Origin of the sequence: Hansschlegelia sp. KR7-227 (genome assembly GCF_049446035.1) — a bacterium.
In the GTDB taxonomy this organism is placed as follows: Bacteria; Pseudomonadota; Alphaproteobacteria; order Rhizobiales; family Methylopilaceae; genus Methylopila.
Window position 1 is genome coordinate 280911 of record NZ_JBMSEA010000003.1, and the last position, 21391, is coordinate 302301.

At 70.2% G+C, this 21391-nt stretch carries 22 protein-coding genes and 1 tRNA gene; 10 read left to right on the forward strand and 13 right to left on the reverse strand.

Translation table 11 applies throughout. From position 1 onward, the window contains the following. Nucleotides 1–6: 6 nt before the first annotated feature. Entirely contained in the window at nt 7–1929 is a 1923-nt protein-coding gene (gene mdoH, locus ACO2RJ_RS18765; RefSeq protein WP_423269696.1) for a glucans biosynthesis glucosyltransferase MdoH, read from the forward strand. Here the strand turns inward: mdoH and ACO2RJ_RS18770 are convergent. From ACO2RJ_RS18770 to ACO2RJ_RS18785, 4 genes are all read right to left on the reverse strand, one after another. After that, nucleotides 1899–2480 (reverse strand): septation protein A, encoded by a 582-nt coding sequence (locus ACO2RJ_RS18770; RefSeq protein ID WP_423269697.1) that lies wholly within the window; start codon nt 2478–2480, stop codon nt 1899–1901. The two genes, mdoH and ACO2RJ_RS18770, sit on opposite strands and share 31 nt — an antisense overlap. Nucleotides 2481–2550: 70 nt before the next feature. Beyond that, complete coding sequence (locus tag ACO2RJ_RS18775) at nt 2551–3483, reverse strand: prephenate/arogenate dehydrogenase family protein (protein ID WP_423269698.1); 933 nt, start codon at nt 3481–3483, stop codon at nt 2551–2553. Further along, nucleotides 3476–4603 (reverse strand): histidinol-phosphate transaminase, encoded by a 1128-nt coding sequence (gene hisC, locus ACO2RJ_RS18780; RefSeq protein ID WP_423269699.1) that lies wholly within the window; start codon nt 4601–4603, stop codon nt 3476–3478. Before hisC ends, ACO2RJ_RS18775 begins: the two co-directional genes overlap by 8 nt. Before the next feature lie 7 nt (nt 4604–4610). Further along, nucleotides 4611–5381, reverse strand: a complete 771-nt coding sequence (locus tag ACO2RJ_RS18785) for a chorismate mutase (RefSeq protein WP_423269700.1) — start codon at nt 5379–5381, stop codon at nt 4611–4613. A 211-nt stretch (nt 5382–5592) separates the two neighbouring features. Between ACO2RJ_RS18785 and metX the strand changes: the two genes are divergently transcribed. Then, a complete protein-coding gene (gene metX, locus ACO2RJ_RS18790) occupies nt 5593–6777 on the forward strand; it encodes a homoserine O-acetyltransferase MetX (protein WP_423269701.1) in 1185 nt (394 codons plus the stop codon). A 5-nt stretch (nt 6778–6782) separates the two neighbouring features. Here metX and ACO2RJ_RS18795 read toward each other — a convergent pair whose 3' ends face one another. Beyond that, the gene (locus tag ACO2RJ_RS18795; protein ID WP_423269702.1) at nt 6783–7835 is read right to left on the reverse strand and encodes a DUF2125 domain-containing protein; all 1053 of its coding nucleotides are present in this window, start codon (nt 7833–7835) and stop codon (nt 6783–6785) included. A 97-nt stretch (nt 7836–7932) separates the two neighbouring features. Between ACO2RJ_RS18795 and ACO2RJ_RS18800 the strand changes: the two genes are divergently transcribed. Then, entirely contained in the window at nt 7933–8475 is a 543-nt protein-coding gene (locus ACO2RJ_RS18800) for a gamma-glutamylcyclotransferase (RefSeq protein ID WP_423269703.1), read from the forward strand. On the opposite strand, the gene ACO2RJ_RS18805 is transcribed toward ACO2RJ_RS18800, so the two are convergent. The 5 genes from ACO2RJ_RS18805 to ftsE all read right to left on the reverse strand — a co-directional run bounded on the left by ACO2RJ_RS18805 (nt 8376) and on the right by ftsE (nt 12208). Beyond that, nucleotides 8376–8870, reverse strand: coding sequence for a hypothetical protein (locus tag ACO2RJ_RS18805; protein WP_423269704.1), 495 nt, complete (start codon nt 8868–8870; stop codon nt 8376–8378). The genes ACO2RJ_RS18800 and ACO2RJ_RS18805 overlap by 100 nt on opposite strands. A gap of 60 nt (nt 8871–8930) precedes the next feature. Then, nucleotides 8931–9767, reverse strand: coding sequence for a lysophospholipid acyltransferase family protein (locus tag ACO2RJ_RS18810; RefSeq protein WP_423269705.1), 837 nt, complete (start codon nt 9765–9767; stop codon nt 8931–8933). Nucleotides 9768–9769: 2 nt separating this feature from the next. Further along, complete coding sequence (locus ACO2RJ_RS18815) at nt 9770–10477, reverse strand: YdcF family protein (protein WP_423269706.1); 708 nt, start codon at nt 10475–10477, stop codon at nt 9770–9772. 106 nt (nt 10478–10583) lie between these two features. After that, on the reverse strand, nt 10584–11552 hold the full coding sequence (locus tag ACO2RJ_RS18820) for a cell division protein FtsX (RefSeq protein WP_423269707.1): 969 nt from the start codon (nt 11550–11552) through the stop codon (nt 10584–10586). After that, the gene (gene ftsE / locus ACO2RJ_RS18825; protein ID WP_423269708.1) at nt 11549–12208 is read right to left on the reverse strand and encodes a cell division ATP-binding protein FtsE; all 660 of its coding nucleotides are present in this window, start codon (nt 12206–12208) and stop codon (nt 11549–11551) included. The genes ACO2RJ_RS18820 and ftsE overlap by 4 nt, the downstream gene beginning before the upstream one ends. A gap of 153 nt (nt 12209–12361) precedes the next feature. Here ftsE and ACO2RJ_RS18830 point away from each other — a divergent pair, with 153 nt between their 5' ends. The 6 genes from ACO2RJ_RS18830 (at nt 12362) to ACO2RJ_RS18855 (ending at nt 17277) form a co-directional block, all read left to right on the forward strand. After that, complete coding sequence (locus ACO2RJ_RS18830; protein ID WP_423269709.1) at nt 12362–13156, forward strand: MJ0042-type zinc finger domain-containing protein; 795 nt, start codon at nt 12362–12364, stop codon at nt 13154–13156. 20 nt (nt 13157–13176) lie between these two features. Then, nucleotides 13177–13725 (forward strand): hypoxanthine phosphoribosyltransferase, encoded by a 549-nt coding sequence (gene hpt / locus ACO2RJ_RS18835; protein ID WP_423269710.1) that lies wholly within the window; start codon nt 13177–13179, stop codon nt 13723–13725. A gap of 12 nt (nt 13726–13737) precedes the next feature. Beyond that, a complete protein-coding gene (locus tag ACO2RJ_RS18840; protein ID WP_423269711.1) occupies nt 13738–14124 on the forward strand; it encodes a response regulator in 387 nt (128 codons plus the stop codon). A 166-nt stretch (nt 14125–14290) separates the two neighbouring features. Further along, the gene (locus tag ACO2RJ_RS18845; RefSeq protein ID WP_423269712.1) at nt 14291–15079 is read left to right on the forward strand and encodes an ABC transporter permease; all 789 of its coding nucleotides are present in this window, start codon (nt 14291–14293) and stop codon (nt 15077–15079) included. Nucleotides 15080–15091: 12 nt separating this feature from the next. Then, complete coding sequence (locus tag ACO2RJ_RS18850) at nt 15092–15769, forward strand: hypothetical protein (protein ID WP_423269713.1); 678 nt, start codon at nt 15092–15094, stop codon at nt 15767–15769. After that, entirely contained in the window at nt 15766–17277 is a 1512-nt protein-coding gene (locus tag ACO2RJ_RS18855) for a hypothetical protein (protein WP_423269714.1), read from the forward strand. The genes ACO2RJ_RS18850 and ACO2RJ_RS18855 overlap by 4 nt, the downstream gene beginning before the upstream one ends. A 42-nt stretch (nt 17278–17319) precedes the next feature. On the opposite strand, the gene ACO2RJ_RS18860 is transcribed toward ACO2RJ_RS18855, so the two are convergent. Then, the gene (locus ACO2RJ_RS18860; protein ID WP_423269715.1) at nt 17320–18576 is read right to left on the reverse strand and encodes a glycosyltransferase family 4 protein; all 1257 of its coding nucleotides are present in this window, start codon (nt 18574–18576) and stop codon (nt 17320–17322) included. A gap of 133 nt (nt 18577–18709) precedes the next feature. Further along, nucleotides 18710–20341, reverse strand: a complete 1632-nt coding sequence (locus tag ACO2RJ_RS18865; protein WP_423269716.1) for an ATP-binding protein — start codon at nt 20339–20341, stop codon at nt 18710–18712. Between the two features lie 261 nt (nt 20342–20602). On the opposite strand from ACO2RJ_RS18865, the gene ACO2RJ_RS18870 reads away from it, so the two are divergent. Further along, nucleotides 20603–21025 (forward strand): VOC family protein, encoded by a 423-nt coding sequence (locus ACO2RJ_RS18870; protein ID WP_423269717.1) that lies wholly within the window; start codon nt 20603–20605, stop codon nt 21023–21025. Nucleotides 21026–21067: 42 nt separating this feature from the next. Here the strand turns inward: ACO2RJ_RS18870 and ACO2RJ_RS18875 are convergent. After that, a tRNA-Leu gene (locus tag ACO2RJ_RS18875) sits at nt 21068–21152 on the reverse strand. Nucleotides 21153–21391 lie beyond the last annotated feature (239 nt).

A 21391-nucleotide genomic window follows, 5' to 3' on the forward strand; every position in this document is an offset into this window, starting at 1 on the left:
CGTGACATGCGTTCCAGCATCGGACTGAGACCAGCTTCCTCCGAACGCGTGGAGCGCCTGACCTTTCGTCGACGCGGACTGACGCCGACCGGAACGCAGTCTCTGGCCGTGCTGACGGCGAGGCGGCTTGCGATGGCCGCCCTCGTGGCGGCCAGCTATGGGGGGCTCGCCGCGGCGTTCGCGACGGTGCTCGCCTTCGGCGGCTGGTCGCTTCCCGAGATCGCGATGTTCGTCTGCTTCCTGATCTCGGCGCCATGGATCGTCGTCGGATTCTGGAACGCGGTGATCGGACTCGCGATCCAGCTCTTCGCACGCGCCCCGATGGCCGTCGTCGCCCCCTGCGCCTCGCGCGCCGGCGCGGACGATGCGATCCGAGGACGCGTCGCGCTCGTCATGTGCCTGCGGCACGAGGATCCTGCGCGCGCCGTCCGGCGGCTGGACGCGATGCTCAGAAGCCTCGACGCCACCGGCCACGGCGAGGCGTTCGACGCGGTCGTGCTGAGCGACAGTTCGAGGCCCGACCTCGTGGCCGCCGAGGAGACGGAGATCGACGCGTGGCGCAGTTCGCTCGCGCGTCCCGAGCGGGCGACCTATCGCCGGCGATCGTCCAATGACGGTTTCAAGGCCGGCAACATCCGCGAGTTCGTGGAGACGCGCGGCCGCGCCTACGACGCCATGATCACGCTCGACGCCGACAGCCTGATGTCGGGCGAGGCGATGCTGCGGCTGGTGCGCGTGCTACAGGCGAACCCCAAGCTCGGAATCGTGCAGAGCCTCGTCGTCGGGCTCCCCGCCCGGACCGTCTTCGCCCGGGCCTTCCAGTTCGGCATGCGCGCGAGCGTGCGCTCCTACGCCATGGGCGAGGCGTGGTGGACCGGCGACTGCGGGCAATACTGGGGCCACAACGCCGCGGTCCGGGTGAAGGCGTTCCGCGACCACGCGAAGCTGCCCGAGGTGCCGGGCGGGCCGCCGCTCGGCGGGCCGGTGCTCAGCCACGACCTCTACGAGGCGGTGCTGATGCGCAAGGCCGGCTACGAGGTCCGCGTGCTGCCCGAGGAAGGCGGATCGTGGGAGGAGAACCCCTCAACCCTCACCGAGTTCCTGCGCCGGAACCTGCGGTGGTGCCAGGGCAACATGCAGTATCTCCGGCTGATCGGCGGCCGCGGGCTGCCGATCGTAGGACGCGTGAACCTCGCCATCGCGATCCTGATGTACGCCGGCGCTCCGGCCTGGATCGGCTTCATGATCGCCGGCGCGGCGCAGGCCTGGGATCCGCCCGCCGTGATCGGCGGCGGAGCGGCGGACGGCGCCTTCCCCTACGCGCTGAGCACCGGCCTTCTCGCCGCCATGACGCTGATCCTGTTCGCGCCCAAGATCATGGGATATCTCGACGTCATGCTGAGGCCGGCGCAGCGCAGGCGCTACGGCGGCGTCGGGGCGTTCGGCCTGGGCGTCGCGGCCGAGCTGGCGTTCGGCCTGCTGTTCGCGCCGCTCGTCAGCTTTTCCGTGACGGTCTTTCTCGGCGGCCTGTTCCTGCTGCGGCGCAAGGTCGGCTGGGAGGCCCAGGACCGCGAGGGAAGGCGTGTGCGCCTGCGCGACGCCGTCCGCCAGTTCTGGCCGGCGACGGCGTTCGGCCTCGCGCTCGGCGGGTCGCTCGCGCTGTCGGCGCCCGAGGTTATGTTCTGGGCCGCGCCCGTGCTCGCGAGCTTCGTCCTCGCCGCGCCCTTCGCGGCGCTGACGTCGCTCAACGCTCCGAAGGGACTGCGCCTTGCGGCCGCCCCCGAGGAGGCTCAACCGCCCGCCGAGGTGCAGGCGCTCATGGAGACGGACGGGCCGATCGTGCGCTACGCGGCGCCGCTCGCGCCGTTCCGCTTCGACCTCGCAGCCGAATCCCGCGGCTATTCGGCCGCGGCGTCGCCGGCGGAGTAGCGCTGCAGGAGGGGCGCCTGCGCCATGGCGAACACCATGGTGATCGGCATGATGCCCCAGACCTTGAACGCCACCCAAAAGTCCGTCGTCTGCGTCCGCCAGACGATCTCGTTCACGGCGGCGAGCACCACGAAGAAGCAGGCCCAGCGAAACGAGAGCTTCATCCAGCCCTCATGCGTCAGATCGAACGCCTGGTCGAACACGATCGCGAGCAGCGGCTTGCCGAAGGCGAGCCCACCGAACAAGGCGCTCGCGAACAGCAGGTTCACGATCGTGGGCTTGAGCTTGATGAACAGCTCGTCCTGCAGGGCGAGGGTCAACCCGCCGAAGACGAGCACGACGGCGCCGGACACCAGCGGCATCACCGGCAGGCGCCGCATCAGGATCCACGACGCGCTCAGTGCGACCACGGTGGCCGCCATGAAGGCGCCGGTCGCGATGAAGAGGTCGCCGCGGGCGTTCGCGAGGAAGAACACCACCAGCGGTCCCAGCTCCAGCGCGAGCTTCAGAAAGGGATTCGCGGCGGCGTTGCGTTCGGTGGATGTGCCCATGGCGCTCTCGTGTGCTCCCGGCGGCATCAGGGATCAAGCCCTCAAATGAGCCCGGCCCCCGCTATTCGCGTCACTCGCCCGGCGCGGAGGCGGATCTTCGTCCGAAATCCGGCGCGGCGGTGTCCTGGCCCTGCTCGATGATGTCGCGCCGGATCGCCCGCGTGCGGGTGAAGAGTTCGAACAGCTTGTCGCCCTCGCCCCAGCGGATCGCCCGCTGCAGGGCGGTGAGGTCTTCGACGAAGCGGGCCAGCATCTGGAGCACGGCGTCGCGGTTGTTCAGGAACACGTCGCGCCACATCGTCGGATCGGACGCGGCGATGCGCGTGAAGTCGCGAAAGCCGGAGGCCGAATATTTGATCACCTCGGACTGGGTGACGTCCTCGAGGTCGGCGGCGGTGCCGACGATGTTGTAGGCGATCAGATGCGGCACGTGGCTGACGATCGCGAAGACAAGATCGTGGTGCTCGGCCGTCATGGTGTCGACCTTGGCGCCCATGCCTTCCCAGAGCGCGCGCACGGCGGCGACGGCCGCCGGATCGGCGTCCGGGCCGGGCGCGAGAATCGTCCAGCGGCCGTCGAACAGCTCGGCGAAGCCGGCGTCGGGGCCTGAGTTCTCCGTGCCGGCGATCGGATGCGCCGGCACGAATTGCGCGTGGGCCGGCACGTGGGGGCTCATGTCGCGCACGACCGCGCCCTTGACCGAGCCGACGTCGGACAGGATCGCGCCAGGCTTCAGATGCGGCCCGATCTCGGCCGCGACCGCGCCGCAGACGCCGATCGGCGTGCAGACGATGACGAGGTCGGCGCCGTTCGCCGCCTCGGCCGCGGTCTCGGCGATGACGTCGGCGAAGCCGATCTCCGCGACGCGCGCGCGGACCTCGGGGCTCGCGTCGCTCGCGACGATCGTCCCCGCAAGACGCCCGCGGCGCGCGGCGTGGATGATCGCGGAGCCGATCAATCCGACGCCGACGATCGCGAGCCGGCCGATCAGAGGCTCAGCCACGCGCGCGGCCTCCGACGAATTCGCCGAGGGCTGCGAGCGCCAGACGGTTCGACTCCTCCGTCCCCACGCTCATCCTGAGGCAGTTCGGCAGACCATAGGCGCCGACCGCCCGCAGGATGACGCCGCGCGCCGTGAGGAAGGCGTCGGCGTCCGCGGCGCTGCGGCCGGGCTCGTCGGGGAAGTGGATGAGGATGAAGTTCGCGACGCTCGGCGTGACCTCGAGCCCGAGCGCGCGGACGCCCTCGGCGAGCTCCGCCAGCCACCGCGCGTTGTGGTCGACCGCCGCGTCGACATGCGCCCGGTCGGCGATCGCCGCGGCGCCGGCGGCGATCGCGGGTCCCGACAGGTTGAACGGCCCGCGGATGCGGTTCAGCACGTCGACCACGTCTTGCGGCCCATAGAGCCAGCCGATCCGCAGGCTCGCGAGCCCGAAGACCTTCGAGAAGGTGCGGGTCATGACGACGTTGTCGGAGCCCGCGACCAGCTCTATGCCCGCGGCGTAGTCGTTGGCGCGGACATATTCCGAATAGGCCGCGTCGAGCACCAGCAGCGTCGATTTCGGCAAGCCCGCGTGCAGGCGCTTGACCTCGTCGAACGGCAGATAGGTTCCCGTCGGGTTGTTCGGGTTCGCGATGTAGACGAGGCGCGTGCGGTCGGTGACGCGCGAGAGGATGGCGTCGACGTCGGCGGTCAGGTTCGTCTCGGGCGCCACGACGGGCGTCCCGCCGGCCGCGAGGATCGCGATCTTGTAGACGAGGAAGCCGTGTTCGGTGAACAGGCCCTCGTCGCCGGGCTCGAGATAGGCGTAGGCCAGCATCGACAGCAGCTCGTCGGAGCCGGCCCCGCAGACGATCCGCGCGGCATCCAGGCCGTTGGCCCGCGCGATCGCCTCGCGCAGCAGCGTCGCGGAGCCGTCGGGATAGACTTCGAGCTTCGCGGCGGCGGCCTGGAACGCCTCGACCGCCTTCGGGCTCGGCCCGAGCGGCGTCTCGTTGGACGACAGCTTGTGCAGCCGCACGCCGGCCGGGGCCTTGCTCTTCCCCGGCACATAGGCCTCGATCGCCAGAGCGCCCTGCCGGGGGCGCGGCGCGTGATCGGCGCGGCGGACGGAAACGGTCATGACGATCTCAGACCTGCAGGAGTTGCGGCGCGGCGTAGCCGCCCAGCCGGACGGAGCCCTCCGCCGGAGACGCGCCGTCGGCCGTCGCGACCAGCCGCGAACGGCGGCCGCCGCGCGTCACGCTCGCGAGCGTCTCGGCGCCATCCGCGAGATCGAGGGCGCCGGCGTCGGAGACCGCCCACAGCGCGGTTTCCGACGCGGCGGCAGTCTCGGCGGGGCGGGCGAGGACAAGCGCGGGCATGGGAGCCGGGTGGTTCGGGCCCCTGAAGAAAGGCAGCCGGGCCATCGCCTGCGGGCCGTCGCCGCCGAGCGCCTCCCACCAGGCGACCGCGGGCTCGGCGTCGATCCGCACGAGGCCGAGGTCGCCGGTCGAGCGGGCGACCGCCTCCACGACTCGCGAGGCGGTCGAGTGACCCACGAGCGGCACGTCGAAGCCGACATGGAAGCGCGCCAGGTCGTGCATGGCGAGGGCCTCGGCGCCCTGCTCGACATGCAGCGTGAAGGGCGCCTGGACATGGGTGAAGGTCGCGATGATGGTCCGCCAGAGATGCTCGGCCGTGGCGAGCGGCAGCCGGCCCTGGTGCCGCGCGGCGAGGCGGCGCATCATGTCGGCTTCCCGCGTGGGCCGGAACGCCGAGCCGCTGTCCGAAGTGCGCTTGATCTCGATCAGCCGGTCGATGACCGCGCCGCGCTCCATGAGCAGCCGATGCATCGCCTCGTCGATCCGGTCGATGTCGCGCCGGATCTCGGCGAGCGGGTCTGGTGGGGCGTCGGACATGGCGGTCGCTACGGGATCTGAGCCTCGGGCGGAGGGCGCGCCGCGAAAGGCCGCCCCCGAGGGGCGATCTTCATAGACGAGCCGGCGCCGGAAGGCCAACACGGTCGTGCGAGCGGAGCTTGCACGCGTAAAGCGTTGACAGAGCGCGCGCGGGGCGGTTCACCCTTCCGTCCCGATTTCACTGCACATGCGCCGGTCCGGCGCCGGCGAGATGAACGACCCCACCCTCCAGCTCACGGTCAACGCCGCCGCCCGCCGTGAGGCGGACGACCCGCGTTCCCCCGTCGCGAAGCTCGCGGCGCCGTTGCGGCTCGAGTCCGGGGCGACGCTCGCGCCGCTCAGGATCGCCTACCAGACCTATGGCGAGCTCAACGCCGACCGCAGCAACGCGGTGCTGATCTGCCACGCGCTGACGGGCGACCAGCACGTCGCGAACGCCCACCCCGTCACCGGCAAGCCGGGCTGGTGGACCACCCTGGTCGGGCCCGGCCGACCGATCGACACGCAGCGCTTCTTCGTCGTGTGCTCCAACGTGCTCGGCGGCTGCATGGGCACGACGGGGCCCGCCTCGACCAATCCGGCCACGGGCGAGCCTTACGGGCTCGACCTGCCGCTCGTCACCATCCGCGACATGGTCGACGCGCAGGCGATGCTGCTCGACCATCTCGGCATTCCCGACCTGTTCTGCGTCGTGGGCGGCTCGATGGGCGGAATGCAGGTGCTGCAATGGGCGGCGCGCCATCCCGACCGCGTGTTCGCCGCGCTGCCGATCGCGACCTCCGCCAAGCACTCCGCGCAGAACATCGCCTTCCACGAGGTCGGCCGGCAGGCCATCACGGCCGACCCGGACTGGCGCGAGGGCCGCTACCTCGTCGAGGGCGTCGCGCCGCGCAAGGGGCTCGCGGTGGCGCGGATGGCGGCGCACATCACCTATCTGTCGGAGGCGGCGCTGCAGTCGAAGTTCGGCCGCAACCTGCAGGACCGCGACGCCCGCACCTTCGGCTTCGACGCGGACTTCCAGATCGAGAGCTACCTTCGCCACCAGGGGGCGAGCTTCGTCGAACGGTTCGACGCCAACAGTTATCTCTACGTCACGCGGGCGATGGACTATTTCGACCTCGCCGCCGAACATGACGGCTCGCTGGCGCGCGCCTTCCAGGGCACGCGGACGCGGTTCTGCGTGGCGTCCTTCACCTCCGACTGGCTGTTTCCCACGATCGACAGCCGGCAGATCGTGCACGCGCTCAACGCCGCGGCGGCGAACGTCTCCTTTGTCGAGATCGCGACCGACAAGGGCCACGACGCCTTCCTGCTCGACGTGCCGGAGCTGATGGCGACGACCAAGGGCTTCATCGACGCCGCCGCCAAGGTCCGCGGCCTGCCGGTCCCGCGCTGAGCGCTTCAGAACAGCGGCGGCAGGCGCATGAGCTTGATCGGCCCGACCGAAAGCCGGCCCTTGTCGATCGTCACCCGGTAGGTGCGGGCCGGCTGGCCGTCGAGCTCCGCTTTCGCGCCGAGCATCGACGCCCCCGCGCCAAGCAGGGCGGACAGCGTGTCCTTCCGGCCGCCGCCGAGCAGTCGTTGGATCACGTCGTCCACGCCGCGCGCCGTCACGTCGAAGGTTCCGCGGAGGCGTCCCTCGACGTCGAGCGCGGCGTCGCCGGCCGCCTCGGCCGCCAGCCCTCCTCGCTCGACGCGCGCCAGTTCGACCTTGAGCCTGCCGCCGGCTTCCGCGAAAGCGCGAAGGCGCTGGTCGAGCGGGCCCGGCTCAAGATCGCCTAAGCCTTGCGCCTGCACCTGAAACAGAAGGGAGGCCGGACCCTCGCCGACCGGGGCGAGGTCGAGCAGCGGCGAGACCGCGTCCTCGAGGCGGACGGCCACGTCATACGCGCCGTCAGCCGCATCGGGCGTGCGCCTCAGATGGAGCTGGAGCTCGCGCGCCGCGCCGATCTCGTCGCCGGCCGCGACGAGCCGCGGCGTCGCCATCACGATCGAGCAGCGCTCGAAGCGCCTGCCTTCGACCAGCAGGCTCGCCTGCGCGCGTCCGAAGCTGAGATCGCTCCGGCTCCCGTCCGCCATGGTGACGGCGACAGGGCCGGTCAGGTCGCCGATCAGCCGCTTGGGATCATAGACCTGGGCGACCGCGACGAAGCGCGGCGCGCTCGCCACCACCGGTCCGTCGACCGACGCGAACCGGGCCGTCGGCGCCTCGCAGTCGACTTCGAGGCGGAAGGGATAGCCGCCGACGGAGCGGTTCGCGCAGGCATAGACCCGGCCCCGGTCGGCCTCGCGCTTCAGCCAGACGTCGACCGCCTCCCCCGCCTTCGAGGCGGCGAAGAACCAGAAGCCTGTCCAGACCGCGGCGAGGACGGCCAGCAACGCGAACGGAACGAAGAGTCGGGCGCGGCGACGCGGCGGGCCGGCCGGCGCGACCTGCGGATCAGACGACGTCATGACGCGGCGCGACCTTCATGCGGCTTCCATCTTGCATGACCGCAGAGCATAGAATCGCGGCCATGTCTCGCGAGTCGTTTCCCTGCCGGCTTGACGCATGATCCCGTCCGACGTCGATCTCTGGGTGTTCGGTTACGGCTCGCTGATGTGGCGGCCGGGCTTCGAGGCCGTCGAGCAGGCGCCGGCCTCGATCGAGGGCTATCACCGCGCGCTCTGCATCGAATCCGTCCGTCATCGCGGCACCCCGGAACGGCCGGGACTGGTTCTCGGCCTTGACCATGGCGGCTCGTGTCAGGGCGTCGCGTTCCGCGTCGAGGCGCCCCGCGTCACCGACACGCTCTCCTATCTGCGCGAGCGCGAGCTTGTGACCCACGTCTATGTCGAACGTATGTTGCCGATCTCGCTCGCCGACGGCCGGGAGGTCGAGGCGGTGACCTATGTGGTGGACTGCCGCCATCCGCAATATGTCGGCCTGTTGACCCCGGAAGAGACGCTGGAGCGCGTCATAGGCGCGGTCGGGGCGGCGGGACCCAATCCCGACTACGTCCTCAACACCGCGCGCGAGCTGGAGCGCCTGGGCGTCGTCGATCCGACGCTCGCCTGGCTCGCCTCGGCGCTTACGGTAAGCACGGACGAGTAGCTCTGCGTGCCGCTGGCGAGGTCGTCCAGCGCCGCCCGACGGCCCTCCGCGGAGGAGGCCAGAAGGTGCACATGCGCTTCGAGCCGCACGCCCGGCGTGAGTTCGATGCCCGGCATGGCGCGCGCGTCGCCGGCCCACAGCACGCGGCGCGCGCCGTCCGGCTCGATCGCGACGAGCAATGTGATCGCATGCTCCACGCGAAGCGCTTCGCTGAGGGGCATCACAGTGACCAGATACCGCCGACCCGAGCGTCCGCGCCACACGCGGTAACGATCGCCGAAGCCGCCCTCGCGCGCGACCAGCGCCAGCCCGTGGTCCTCGGGCGAGGGTACGGAGGGCGCCGCGGCGGCGACCTGGTCGATCAGCGCAGCTGCAGCATCGGCACGAGTGGTCATTGACACCGAATCATCTTGGATCGGGCAGTACCATAGTAAGGAGTCGCGCTTAGTCCCCTGTCAAGGCAGGCAAATTTTGCCCGGCCGGGCGGCGGCGCCCTCGGGATGGGCGCGCGCTTCGGCGACCAGCCTGTCCGTCGCGGTCTCGATCCGTTGGCGCAGCAGCTTCTCGAAGGACGCCCGGTCGAGTCCCGGCGGGATCGGCTCAAGGAACTGGATCACGGCGCGCCCCTGTCGGCGGCGCAGGGTCCGCCGCGGCCAGAACACGCCGGTGTCCATCGCGACCGGGATGCAGCTGACGTCGAGCCGCTCGTAAAGATGCGTCACCCCGAGCTTGTAGCGCGGCGGGGCGCCCACCGGACGGCGGGTGCCCTCAGGGAAGATCACGACCTGGCGGCCGGCCCGCATCGCCGCATTCGCCTGGTCGAGCATCTGCAGCAGCGCGCCCCCGCCGGCCGACCGGTCGATCGCGATCATCTTCAGCCTCGACAGGAACCAGCCGAACAGCGGCACCCAGGTCAGCTCCCGCTTCAGCACGAAGACGGGGTCGTCAAGCTGAGGCACGATCGCGAAGGTTTCGAGCGCGGACTGATGCTTCGCCGCGATCAGGGCGCCGCCTGGCGACAGGTTCTCGCGGCCGCGGATCTCGACCTCGATCCCGACGACGACCTTGAGCAGCCAGAGCCCGCCACGGGCCCACCATTGCGAGATCGCGACCACGTGGCGGCGCGGAAGCACGAGGATGAACGGACCGGTGATCAGCGCCGTCAGACAGACATGCAGCGCCATAAGCACGTTGAAGAGAAGCGAGCGCCATAGCACGACGCGGCCGGCGCGCGGCGGACCGTCCGCATCGTGCGGCTGGCGCGCCTCGAAGGCGCGGGTCGTAAGCGGCAAGGTCAGCTTCGCCCCTCGGACGCCGCGCCGCGGCCTTCAGCCGTCGCCTCGGACTTTGCGAGCCGCGGCGCGAGCCGGACCCTCACCAGCGCCGCGACATATTTCACATACTCCCCGGCGAGGAGCTTCGCGGTCGCCCAGTCGCGCCACCACGGCTCCTCGCGCAGCCGATCGGTGACGACCGCGTAGGGGATCAGCTCCACATTCGGCATCTCGCGGGCGAGCTCCATGAGGGTCCGTGGCATGTGATAGCCCGAAGTCACCACGATGAGCGAGTGGAAGCCGTGTCGCTCCGCCCAGCGCCGCGTCTCGACGGCGTTGCCGGCGGTGTTCAGCGCCCGTCGTCCGAGATCGACGCAGCAGCGCGCGAAGGCTGCGTAGTCGGGCTGCGCCCGAGCGAGCTCGCGGTCGGTGGTCTCGGGATGCACGCCCGAGATCAGCAGCCGGCGCCCGCGGCCGGAGGCGAGCAGCCGCAGCGCGTCGGACAGCCTTTCGGCTCCGCCGGTGAGCGCGACGATGCCGTCGCCGCGCGCAGGCGCCGTGCTGACGGGCGGCGGGACGGAACCGACGAAGGCGATGAAGCCGATCAAGGCGAGCCCGATCGTCGCCGCCAGCAGGAGGCCCGCCGCCAGAACGGCGCGTCCGGCCGTGGCGGCGGGCTTGCGCGCCGCCGCCCGGTCGTCGGAAAGGAGTTCAGCCGGTGTAGCCATCGGGCCAGAGTCGGTTCGTGCGCGGAGATTGCGCCTCGTTCCCCCCTGCGGCAAGTCTTGGGGACGCCGGGTCCGTCCGGGCGGAAAGGCGCGGTTGCGGCATCGCTCAACCCATCGCCCGGAGCGTGCGGTAGACCGTCACGCGCGAGGTGACGGCGGTGAGCACCGCGATGATCGCCACGATCACGGCTACGCCCGCATAGGCCGTGGGGCCGATCTGGAAGCGGCCGAAGAGCGCGTCCATCTGATCGACGGCGGCGCTGCCGACGCGCTGCTCGGCGGTCATCTCGGCGAGCAGAAAGGTGCCGAAGGCTGCGAGGCCGCCTGCGAGGCCGCCCTTTAGCCCCAGCCTGAGAAAGCGGCGCTGGAACTGACCCGCGATGTAACCGTCGCGCGCCCCGACGAAATGCAGCACCTGCACGATGTCGCGATTGCCGGCCATCGCCCCCCGGGTCGCGAACACGACCGAAAGCACGGTGGCGGTCAGCATCAAGATCAGCACGCCGACGCCGAGCGCGACGATGGTGCGCGCCATCGCGACCAGCCGGTCGAGGAAGCGCCGGTGGTCGTCGAGCGTCGCCCCCGGCGCCTCGCGCTCGAGCCTGGCCTTCAGGCCGGCGGCGTCGAAGGCGGCGTCCGGCGAGAGCTTCAGCACGATCAGGCGGGGCACGGGCAGATCCTCGAGAGTCAGGCCCGAGCCGAGCCAGGGCTCCAGCAGGCGGGCGGTCTCCTCGTTCGAATAGGAGCGCACGTCGGTCACGCCCGCGGTCGTCCGGGCGACCGCGGAGGCGCGCTCGACCGCGGCGTCCAGGTCGCGGCCCTCCGCCGGACGGATCTGGATCGTGGTCTCGCGCAGCACGTCGCGCTCCCAGGCGCTCGCCGTCGCCCGCACGAGGTCGACCGCGCCGATCGTGAGCGCCGCGAGATAGGTCATGATGGCGATGACGATCACGAGCGTGTGCCCGGACACCGAGGACGCGGGCACGATCGGCCCAAGCCTGCGGATCGGAGCGGGCGTCTTCGCCGCGGCGCGGCTTGAGGGCTTGGCGGGCGCGCCGCCGGCGGGCGATGTCATTCGTAAACGTGCAGTCGGCCGTCGTGGAGAACGAGACGGCGTGCGTCGTAAAGGTCCATGAGCGCGATGTCATGCGTCGCGATCACGACCGACGTGCCGGACTTATGCAGCTCCACGAACAAGCGCAGGATGCGCCGCGCCAGCTGCGGATCGACGTTGCCGGTCGGCTCGTCGGCGAGCAGCAGCTCCGGCTGGGCGACGAGCGCGCGGGCGATGGCGGCGCGCTGCTTCTCGCCGCCCGACAGCACCAGCGGCAGCGCGTCGAGCTTCTCGCCGAGCCCGACCCAGCCCAGCAGCTCGACCACCTCGCCGCGGTAGGAGGCCTCGTCGCGGCCCGCCACGCGCAGCGGCAGCGCGACGTTCTCATAGGTCGTCATGTGATCGAGCAGCCGGAAGTCCTGGAACACGACGCCGATCCTCCGGCGCAGCGAGGGCAGCTCGCGATTCGGAAGCGTAAGAATGTCGCGGCCGAAAATCTTCACGAGCCCCCGCGTCGGCTTCATCGCGAGGAACATCAGCCGCAGCAGCGACGTCTTGCCCGCGCCGGAGGGGCCGGTGAGAAACTGGAACGAGTTGGGCTCGATCGCGAACGTCAGATCGCGCAGCACCTCGGGTCCGAGACCGTAGCGCAGGCCGACATTCTCGAAGCTCAGCATGAAGCCATCCTTCCCCGAGGTCGGCTTAACAAAGGATGTTGGCCTTTGTCGCGCGCCGCCCTTTAACGATCCATTAACGATAAAATGGCGAGGTCGTGAACGGGTCCCGCGACGGCTGCGTCCGGCGGAGCGGATTCGTGCGATGGGAACGCCATGCTCGTCCGCTGCCCTTCCTGCGAGGCGTCCTACAGGCTCGACGCCGCGGCGGTCGGCGCGGGCCGCTCCGTGCGCTGCGCCCGCTGTCGCCAGTCCTGGTACGTGGAAGGGCCGCCCGCGCCGATCGAGAGCCTCGAGGACGCCGACGCCGTCGACGCCTATGACGCGACGCCGCTCCACGACCCGACCCTCGAAACGATCGACGCCGAACTCGCCGACGTCGCCGCTCCACGGCCCCGAGCGAAGCGGCTCGGCCTGTTCGCGAGGGGGGCGGGTCAGACGGCGCCGAAGGGCCGGCCGGCTCCGCCTCAGCCGACGGCCCGACCGGCGGATGGGCCCCGCCGCAAGCTCCGCCCCGCCGCGATCCTCGCGGCATGCGGGCTGGTCGTCATCGGCGTCGCGATCGCCGAGCGTCGTCCGCTGGTGCGCGCCGTCCCCTCGCTCGCAGGCCTCTATGCGGCGATCGGGCTGCCGGTGAACGTCCGCGGGCTGGAGATCTCAGACGTTCGGTCGGTGGAGGACGTCGAGGAGGGCGTCCCCATCCTCCTGGTCACCGGCGCCGTCGCCAACGTCACCGACGCCGTCGTCGAGGCGCCGCGGCTGCGGCTCTCGGTCCGCTCCCGGGACGGCCGGGAGCTTTACGCCTGGACCACGGTCGCCGGGCGCCCCAAGCTTGCGCCGGGCGAGGCGGCGCCGTTTCGTGCGCGGCTCGCCTCGCCGCCGGCGGAGGGTCGCGCGGTCGACGTCCGCTTCCTTTCCCCGCGAGATCTTGCGTCCCGCCCGAACGGGTGAGCCGCAGCACAGGAGTTTTTATGTCCCGCCGCGTGAACGTGCTGTTCGCAGCCGAAGCGATCGCCGCCCGCAACGCGGAGCTCGCGAAGGACATCGCGATCTCCACGCAGGACGATCTGCTCGTGATCGCCGTGCTGAAGGGAAGCTTCGTGTTCGCGGCCGACCTCATCCGCGCCCTGCACGTCGCCGGGCTGTCGCCGGAGGTCGAGTTCCTTTCTCTGTCGAGCTACCGTGACCAGACCGAATCCTCGGGAACGGTGCGGATCGTCCACGACATCGAAAGCGAAGTCGCGGGCCGCGACGTGCTGCTGGTCGACGACATACTCGAGTCCGGGCGAACCCTCGCCTACGCCAAGGACCTCATGGCCGCGCGCGGCGCGCGGCGGGTCCGCACCTGCGTGCTGCTCGAAAAGCCCAACAAGCGCGCGGTCTCGATCCATGCAGACCTCGTCGGGTTCGTCTGCCCCGATCTGTTCGTCGTGGGCTACGGCATGGACGTCGCCCACGCCTATCGCGAGCTTCCCTTCGTCGGGGTGGTCGAGGTCGACCCCGACGTCGCCCCGCACTGAAGGAGACCCGTCATGGCCCGCATCCTGCTGACCGACGATGAGGAGGCCGTCCGCGGCTTCGTCAAGCGCGCTTTGGAGCTGGACGGCCACGAGGTGACCGCGTCCTTCGACGGCGCCGACGCGCTGGAGAAACTCATGGCGGCGCAAGGCGCCTTCGATCTGCTACTGACCGACATCCGCATGCCGATGATGGACGGGATCGCGCTCGCGCTGACGGCCGCGCGCGACTATCCTGACGTCGTCATCCTGCTGATGACCGGCTACGCCGACCAGCGCGAGCGGGCGGCCGGGCTTGAGGCCCTGATCCACGACGTGGTGACGAAGCCGTTCTCGCTGGATCAGATTCGCGCCGCGGTCGTCGACGCGCTCGGCGCGGCGTCGGCGAGACTCTCGGCGTAGGCGCAGCCAGGGCCCTCGACGTGGACGCGACGCGAAGTCATGATCTCGCCGAGATCGTAGCGTTCATCTCGCTCGGTCGCAGGCGCGACGGGCGCGCGCCGGCGGAGGACGCAACGCCGGCGGCTCCGATTCGAGGCACGCCGCGCCGCATCCGGGAAGGTCAGCCGTGAACCTGCCAGCCTCAGCAGCCCTCCAGTTTCGCTCGATCTTCGTGCTGATGCTGCAGCGCATCAGGACCCGCTTCGTAGGCTCGCGCGCCGGTTACATCTGGGCGATCATCGAGCCGATCTGCTGGATTTTCGTGCTCAAGATGGCGTTCAGCTCGCATGCGGGCCAGCAGTCGCCGCTCGGGGGCAGCTTCGAGGTCTTCTTCGCGATCGGCGTCGTGCTCGCGCGCATGTGGAAGACGACCGCGGGTTCGGTCGAGCCGATCGTGACGAGAACGCACAAAAGCGGCCTGCCGACCCTGCACAAGCTCGATTCCGCCTATGCGACGTGGCTGCTCGAAATCGTCACGGCGATCGTGGTGCTGATAGTGATCCTCAGCTCCCTCCAGGCGTTCGGTTTCGACGCCGTGCCCGCCGATCCGCTGACATGCCTGCTCGTGATCGGAGTCACCGCCGTCTATTCGCTGTCCTACGCCCTCGCCTTCGCGCTCGCGATCAATCTCGCGCCTGGGCTGGTGCACTTCAAATCCATCATCATGCTGATCATGTTCATGACCTCGGGATTCGCGACGCTCGTCGACCGCATGCCGCCGCAGTTGCGCGACATCTTGCTCTGGAACCCGATGGTGCACTGCATCGAATGGTTCCGAGAAGGCTTCTACGCAGGCTATGAGTGCGCCTCTCTCGACCGCGGCTACCTGTTCGCCGTGACGATCTGCTTCTTGTTGCTGGGCCTCGCGGGCGAACGAGCGCTGCGCCGCCGTCCGCCGGCTCGCGGAATGCGCTGACGCGACGACGGCATGCTCGAACTCGTTGACGTCTGGAAATCCACGAAGGACAAGCGCAACAAGCGCTGGATCCTCGAGAACGCCACCGTCTCGCTCCCGATGGGGCGCCGGATCGCGTTGCTCGGCCTGTCGCGCGCCGACAACGCCATGGTGCTGCGGATGTTGTCGGGGCTCGCGGAGCCCGAGCGCGGCGCGATCCGCTCCGTCGGCCTGCCGAGCTGGCCGCTCGGCGAAACCACGTTCCTCGACAACAAGGGAACGTTCCGCCAGAACGCGAGCTTTCTCGCGCATCTCTACGGCGTCGACGCGACGGAGGTCCTGCGTCTCGCGACCGAGATCGCGGGCGTCAAGCTGAAGAAGGGCAGTCCGATCGCCCATTACACGGGGGCGGAGCGTCGCCAGTTGGCGCTTGGGTTAACCCTATCGTTCCAGTTCGATTGGTATTTCATCGACGAGAAGGTGCCGGCGGCGTCCGCGGGAAAGCAGGATTTGGTGGATTCGATCATCGCCGAACGCATCAGCCACGGGTCGCTGATCTGGGCGACCAGCCGGGTGGGTCCGGTGGACGGATATTGCGATGCGGCGCTGTTGCTCGACCAAGGCGCTCTGACGTTCTATAATGACCCTTCCGACGCCTACCAAGCCTACCGACAAGTTATAGCAAGCATCAGAGGCCAAAGGCGCAAATGACCGATCCCGCAGCGCCGAAGATCGCCGACGTCCAGCTCGGGGCCCGCGCCCGCTCGATCCTGAAGTCTTTGGCGGCGACCGGCCAGGCGAAGCTCGCCCCGCGCGGCGCGGAGGGTTCGTCCGCGCGGCCGGGGCCGGACGCCCGGGGCATGACGAGCGACGATAACGAAGCCGGCCCGGCCGCAGGCCGCGGCCGGCTGGCGCGCCGCGCGGCGCCGGCGGGCGACGAAGCTGCGGCCGCTTCCGACGGCCGCGGCGGCCCACTGGCGACCCGCGGATCGAACACCGTCGTGCCGCTTCCCCGCCGCGACGTGCCGGGGCGCCGCGCCCCGAATCTGCCGGACGCCGCCGTCGCTCGGCCGGCCCCGCGCGCCGCCGCCGGGCGGAGCAAGAAGAATTTCGTCAAGATCTCGGCGGTGTTCGCGATCGCGTTGCCGACCTTCCTCGCCTCGATCTACTACGGCTTCATCGCGGCGCCGCAATATGTCGCCGAGGCCCGCTTCGCGGTGCGCGGCCCAGATGACGGCGGCTCGGGCGGCGGCGACCTTATGGGCGCGCTCACCGGCATCGGCGGCTCCGCCGCCCCGATGATCTCCGACAGCTTCATCGTCTCCCAGTTCATCGAGAGCGGCCAGCTCGTCGGCAACCTCCAGCGCACGCTGGATCTTCGGGCGATCTACAGCCATTCGAACGCCGACTTCCTGGCCAGGTACCGCCCCTACGACTTCGAGGACACGATCGAGCACCTGACGCTGTTCTGGAACTCGGTGGCCTGGGTGTACTTCGAGCCGATCTCCGGAATCATCACCTTCAACGTCCGCGCCTTCACGCCCGAGGACGCTCTCAAGATCGCGCGCGAGACCGTGCGCGAGAGCGAGAAGCTCGTGAACAAGCTCTCCGAGCGCGCTCGCGAGGACACCATTTCGGTGACCAAGCAGGAGCAGTCGCGCGCGGAGCTCCGGCTCAAATTCGCCCGGAAGGCCATCCAAGACTTCCGCGACCGCAAGGGCGCGACGGATCCGACCAGCGTCGCGACCGCCCAGAGCCAGATCGTCGCCGACCTGGAGAGCCAGCTCGCCAAGCAGGAAGCGGAGCTTCAGGCGGCGAACGCCTTCCTCAACCGCGACGCGCCGACGGTGCGCGTGATGCGCAACGCGGTCGACGCCCTGAAATCGCGCATCGCCACCGAGAAGGCGAAGATCGGCTCCGTCGCCCCGAACAGCCAGGGCCAGCTGATCTCCGCATCGATGGCGGAGTTCGAGAATCTCGCGACCGAACGCGACTTCGCGCAGAAGGCCTATGAGCAAGCCTCTCAGTCGGTCGAGGCGGCGCGCATGCGCGCCGAGCGCCAGGCCCGCTACATCGCCACCTTCGTCGAACCGCATATGCCGGAAGACTCGCTCTATCCGAAGCGGCTGCAGATGATCTTCCTGGTGCTGCTGTGCTCCACGCTCGCCTGGGCGATCGGCGTGCTTGTGTTCTACGGCATCCGCGACCACAGCGCCTGAGCGGCGCCGCGCGGCTTGCGGGGGCGTGCCCCCGCGAGCCGGTCAGCCGAGCCCGGTCGCCTCGGCGACGATCCGGAAGTGTCCCTCCCAGCTTGGAGGCGTGAAGCCCGCGATGCGGCCGAGCGCGGCGGCGCGGCGGGGCGACCGCTCGTCGGCGTAGTCGAGCACCGCGGCCTGCCAAGCCGGACCATCGAGCGGGTCGATGATCTCGACCGCCTCTCCCGCGATCTCCCGGAAGGACGGCAGATCCGACACGATCGCCGGCGCGCCGAGCGCCAGCGCCTCCGCCAGCGGCAGGCCGTAGCCCTCCGCGAAACTCGGAAACAGCAGGGCGCGCGCGCCCTTCACCAGCGCGACGAGCGCGGCGTCGGGCAGGTCGTTCACCTCGACGACATGCGCCCGAACGGCCGACGAGCGCTCGAGCAGGTCGACCACCATCTCGTTCTCCCAGCCGCGCCGGCCGACCAGCACGAGCGTCGGCGTGTCTGCTCCCCGCTGTTCGGCGAGCCGCCGCCAGAGGTGGAGCAGCAGCAGGTGGTTCTTGCGCGGCTCGATCGTGCCGAGAGCCACGAAATACGGCTTCGGCGTCGCGAGCGGGGCGACGTCGGCGGAGAAGCCCGGCTCCAGGCCGAGCGGCGCGCTCAGCATCGGCGGCGTCCGGCGCCCGGTTTCGGCGGCGAAGGCTGCGAGATCGCGCGCGGTGTCGGCCGAGTTGGCGACGACGACCGCCGCGTGATCGAGCACGGTGGTCATGCGGCGCGCGTGCCGCTCCGCCTCTCCCTCTCGGCCGTATTCGGGAAACCGGATCGGAATCAGGTCGTGGACGAGGATGACGGGCATCGCGCCGGCTGCGACGACGCTCGCGAAAACCTCCGGTCGATCGAGCCGGATGTGCGAGACGTGGACATAGGCGTCGCCCCTGCCGACCGCCCGCCGTCCCAGCCCGAGGGCCGCCTGCGCCCTGAGCTTCAGCGCGCGACGGAAGGCGTCGTCGCTCGCGTCGGCGGCCGGGGGCGTGGGCGGCGCCGGAGCTCCGAGACGCTCCGCGAGGCGCAGCGCCGCCGAGGGACTTCCGGCGAGCCCGCGCCATTTCGAGTCGAGCGCTTGGACGAAGCCCTCCACGGCCGCGCGGTCGAGCGGCGCCGCCCGGCGCCGGAAGATCGCGGCGAAGCCCACGCGCTCGGGCGGCAGCGACAGCGCGCGGCGGGCGTAGGCCAGTTCGACCCGGTCGACGCCGGTCGCGATCGGGTGGCTCGCGCGGGTGAGAAGCCGGGTGACGTCGAGGATGGTGCGGGGCATCGGGGCGCTGCGACGGGAGGGGTCTTCAGCGCCTAGCACGACCGTCCTCGCTCGGGAACGCGTCCGGCCACGCGGCGCGCGCGGCGCGCTCCTGGCCTGGGCTAAAATCCGGCCATGCCGCCTTCGAAGCGCTTCAGCGGTTCGCGCCGGCTCCGGCGAGCGCCGCGCCGACCTTCGTCGCGAGCTGCTCGACCGTGAAGGGTTTCGGCAGGAAAGCGACGCCGCTGTCGAGGATGCCGTTGTGGACGACCGCGTTGCGCGTGTAGCCGGTGGTGAACAGCACCTTCAGCTCGGGCCTGAGCTTGCGCGCGGCGTCGGCGAGCTCGCGGCCCGTCATGTATGGCATCACGATGTCGGTGAAGAGCAGGTCGATGCGGGGCTGCAGCGAGAGCTGCTCGAGGGCCTGCGCCCCGTCGCTCGCCTGCACGACCGTGTAGCCGAGCGCCCGGAGCGCGTCGACGCTCATGTGCCGGACCTGCTCCTCGTCCTCCACCACGAGCACGATGACGTCGCCGTCCGCAGTCGCCGCCTCCGCAAGCGCTGCGAGCGGCGGCGCGTCGGGCTCCGCCTGCCGGCGGGGCAGATAGATCTTGACCGTCGTTCCCCGGCCAAGCTCGGAATAAATCTTCACGTGCCCGCCGGACTGCTTGACGAAGCCGTAGACTTGGCTGAGGCCCAGCCCCGTGCCCTTGCCGACGCCCTTGGTGGTGTAGAACGGATCGAACGCCCGCTCGGCGACCTCCAGCGGCATGCCGGAGCCTGCGTCCGTCACGCTGATCATCACGTACTGGCCCGCCGTCACCTCGTGATGGGCGCGCGCATAGCGGTCGTCGAGATCGGTGTTCGCGGTCTCGATGGTCAGGGCGCCGCCGGTCGGCATCGCGTCGCGGGCGTTGACGGCGAGATTGACGATCGCGCTTTCGAGCTGGATCGGGTCGGCGCGCGTGCGCCACAGGCCGCCGGCGAGCACCGTCTCGACGCGAATGGTCTCGCCCAGCGTCCGCCGCAGCATCTCGGACATGCCGCCGACCAGCTTGTTGGCGTCGATCGTCTGGGGTTCGAGCGTCTGCTGCCGCGAAAACGCCAGCAGACGCGCGGTCAGCGTAGCCGCGCGTTGGGCGCCCTCGAACGCGTTCGCGATGCCGGAGGCGACGCGGGGATGCTCATCGCCGGTGAGCCGCCGCCTCGCGAGGTCCAGGGAGCCGATCACGATCGCCAGCATATTGTTGAAGTCGTGCGCGATGCCGCCGGTCAGCCGGCCGATGGTCTCCATCTTCTGCAGCTGGCGGACCTGCGCCTGCGCCTCGGCGTGCTCGCGGACCTCGGCCTGGAGTTCAGCCGTCCGGTCCGCGACGCGCCGCTCCAGATCGGCGTTGAGCTGCTTCAGCGCCTCTTCGCTCGCCGTCAGCCGGTCGTGGGCCCTCAGCATCGTCCCGATCGGGATGATGATGACGATGGCGATCAGCCCATAGAACCCCATGGCGATCCAGCCCGACGGCCAGGGCAAGGCGAAGTCGTAGAGCGGCTCGATGAAGAAGTAGCCCGCAAAGACCGCGCCCGACGCGGCCGCGACGACGCCAGGACCGACGCCGCCCAGAAAGGCGGCGAGAGCGAAAGCCGGCACGAAGGTGATGAAGGGAAACCCGACGAAGACGTCGGTCATCGCGAGCCGGAGCGCGAGCGCCGCGACGCTTACTGCGACAGCGATCGCATAGCCGAGCGACGGGCGACGTCGGACAGCCTCTGTGAGCGCGATCCAGTCCATGGAGCCGACGTGAGCGAGCGGGGAAGCCAGTTATATGACGGGGCGGACGACGACGTCGACGGCGCTCGCCAATTAAATTGTTAAGCCGCTGCATTACGTTACCTCCCGTGGCGACCGCTTCGTTTGCGCCGGGAGAGGCGTGGCGTACACTCGACCGCGGCCGAAAAGCGGGTCGTTCGAAACGGCCCGGCCCCGCCCGAAGGCCGGGGCCGCTTTCCCGGGGGCGCGGCGTCGAAGGCCGCAACGACAGCGGAGCGGGTCGTGCAGCAGCAGATTTCCGTCGTCACCCTGGGCGTTGCTGATCTCCAACGGTCGCGGCGGTTCTACCGCGACGGTTTCGAGTGGACGCCCGTCTTTCAGAACGACGACATCCATTTCTATCAGATGAACGGGCTTGTGCTGGGAACCTGGCTGCAGGCCCGGCTTGAGGAGGACATGCGGCGTCCATGCCAGGCCGGCTCAGGCGCCGTCGCGCTGGCGCACAATGTGGGGTCGGGCGAGGCCGTGGAGACGCTTTTGGAGAAGCTCGTCGCAGCCGGAGGCCACGTCCTCAGACCGGCCGACGCCCCTGGGCATGGCGGCCTCCGCGGCTATGTCGCGGATCCGGACGGGCACGCCTGGGAGATCGCGTGGAACCCTTCGTTCCAGATCGACGCCGCGGGACGGGTCACCTTCGGGCTCTAGGGCGGGACCTGCGGCTCTGCGCCGCTGCCGGGGCGCGCCGAGTGGTGCGGGCGGTCGGGCTCGAACCGACACTCCTTGCGGAACCGGATTTTGAGTCCGGCGCGTCTACCAATTCCACCACGCCCGCAGCGCCCGGACTCCCGAGCGGCCGGCACGATGTCGAGGCGGCGCCGATCTGTCAATTCCGGACGGGGGCGGCGCGAGCCTTCGCCGCGCCGCATTGCGGGCGGCGCCGGCGGCTGCTAGAGCCGTTGCGTTTTCTTCGGGTTGCCGTCGCCATGAACGCCTTCACGATGCTTTCACGGTTCGTCCCCGCTTGATCGCGGCGACCCGCCGTCGGCGGCCCCCACGCCCATTGCCGGGCCG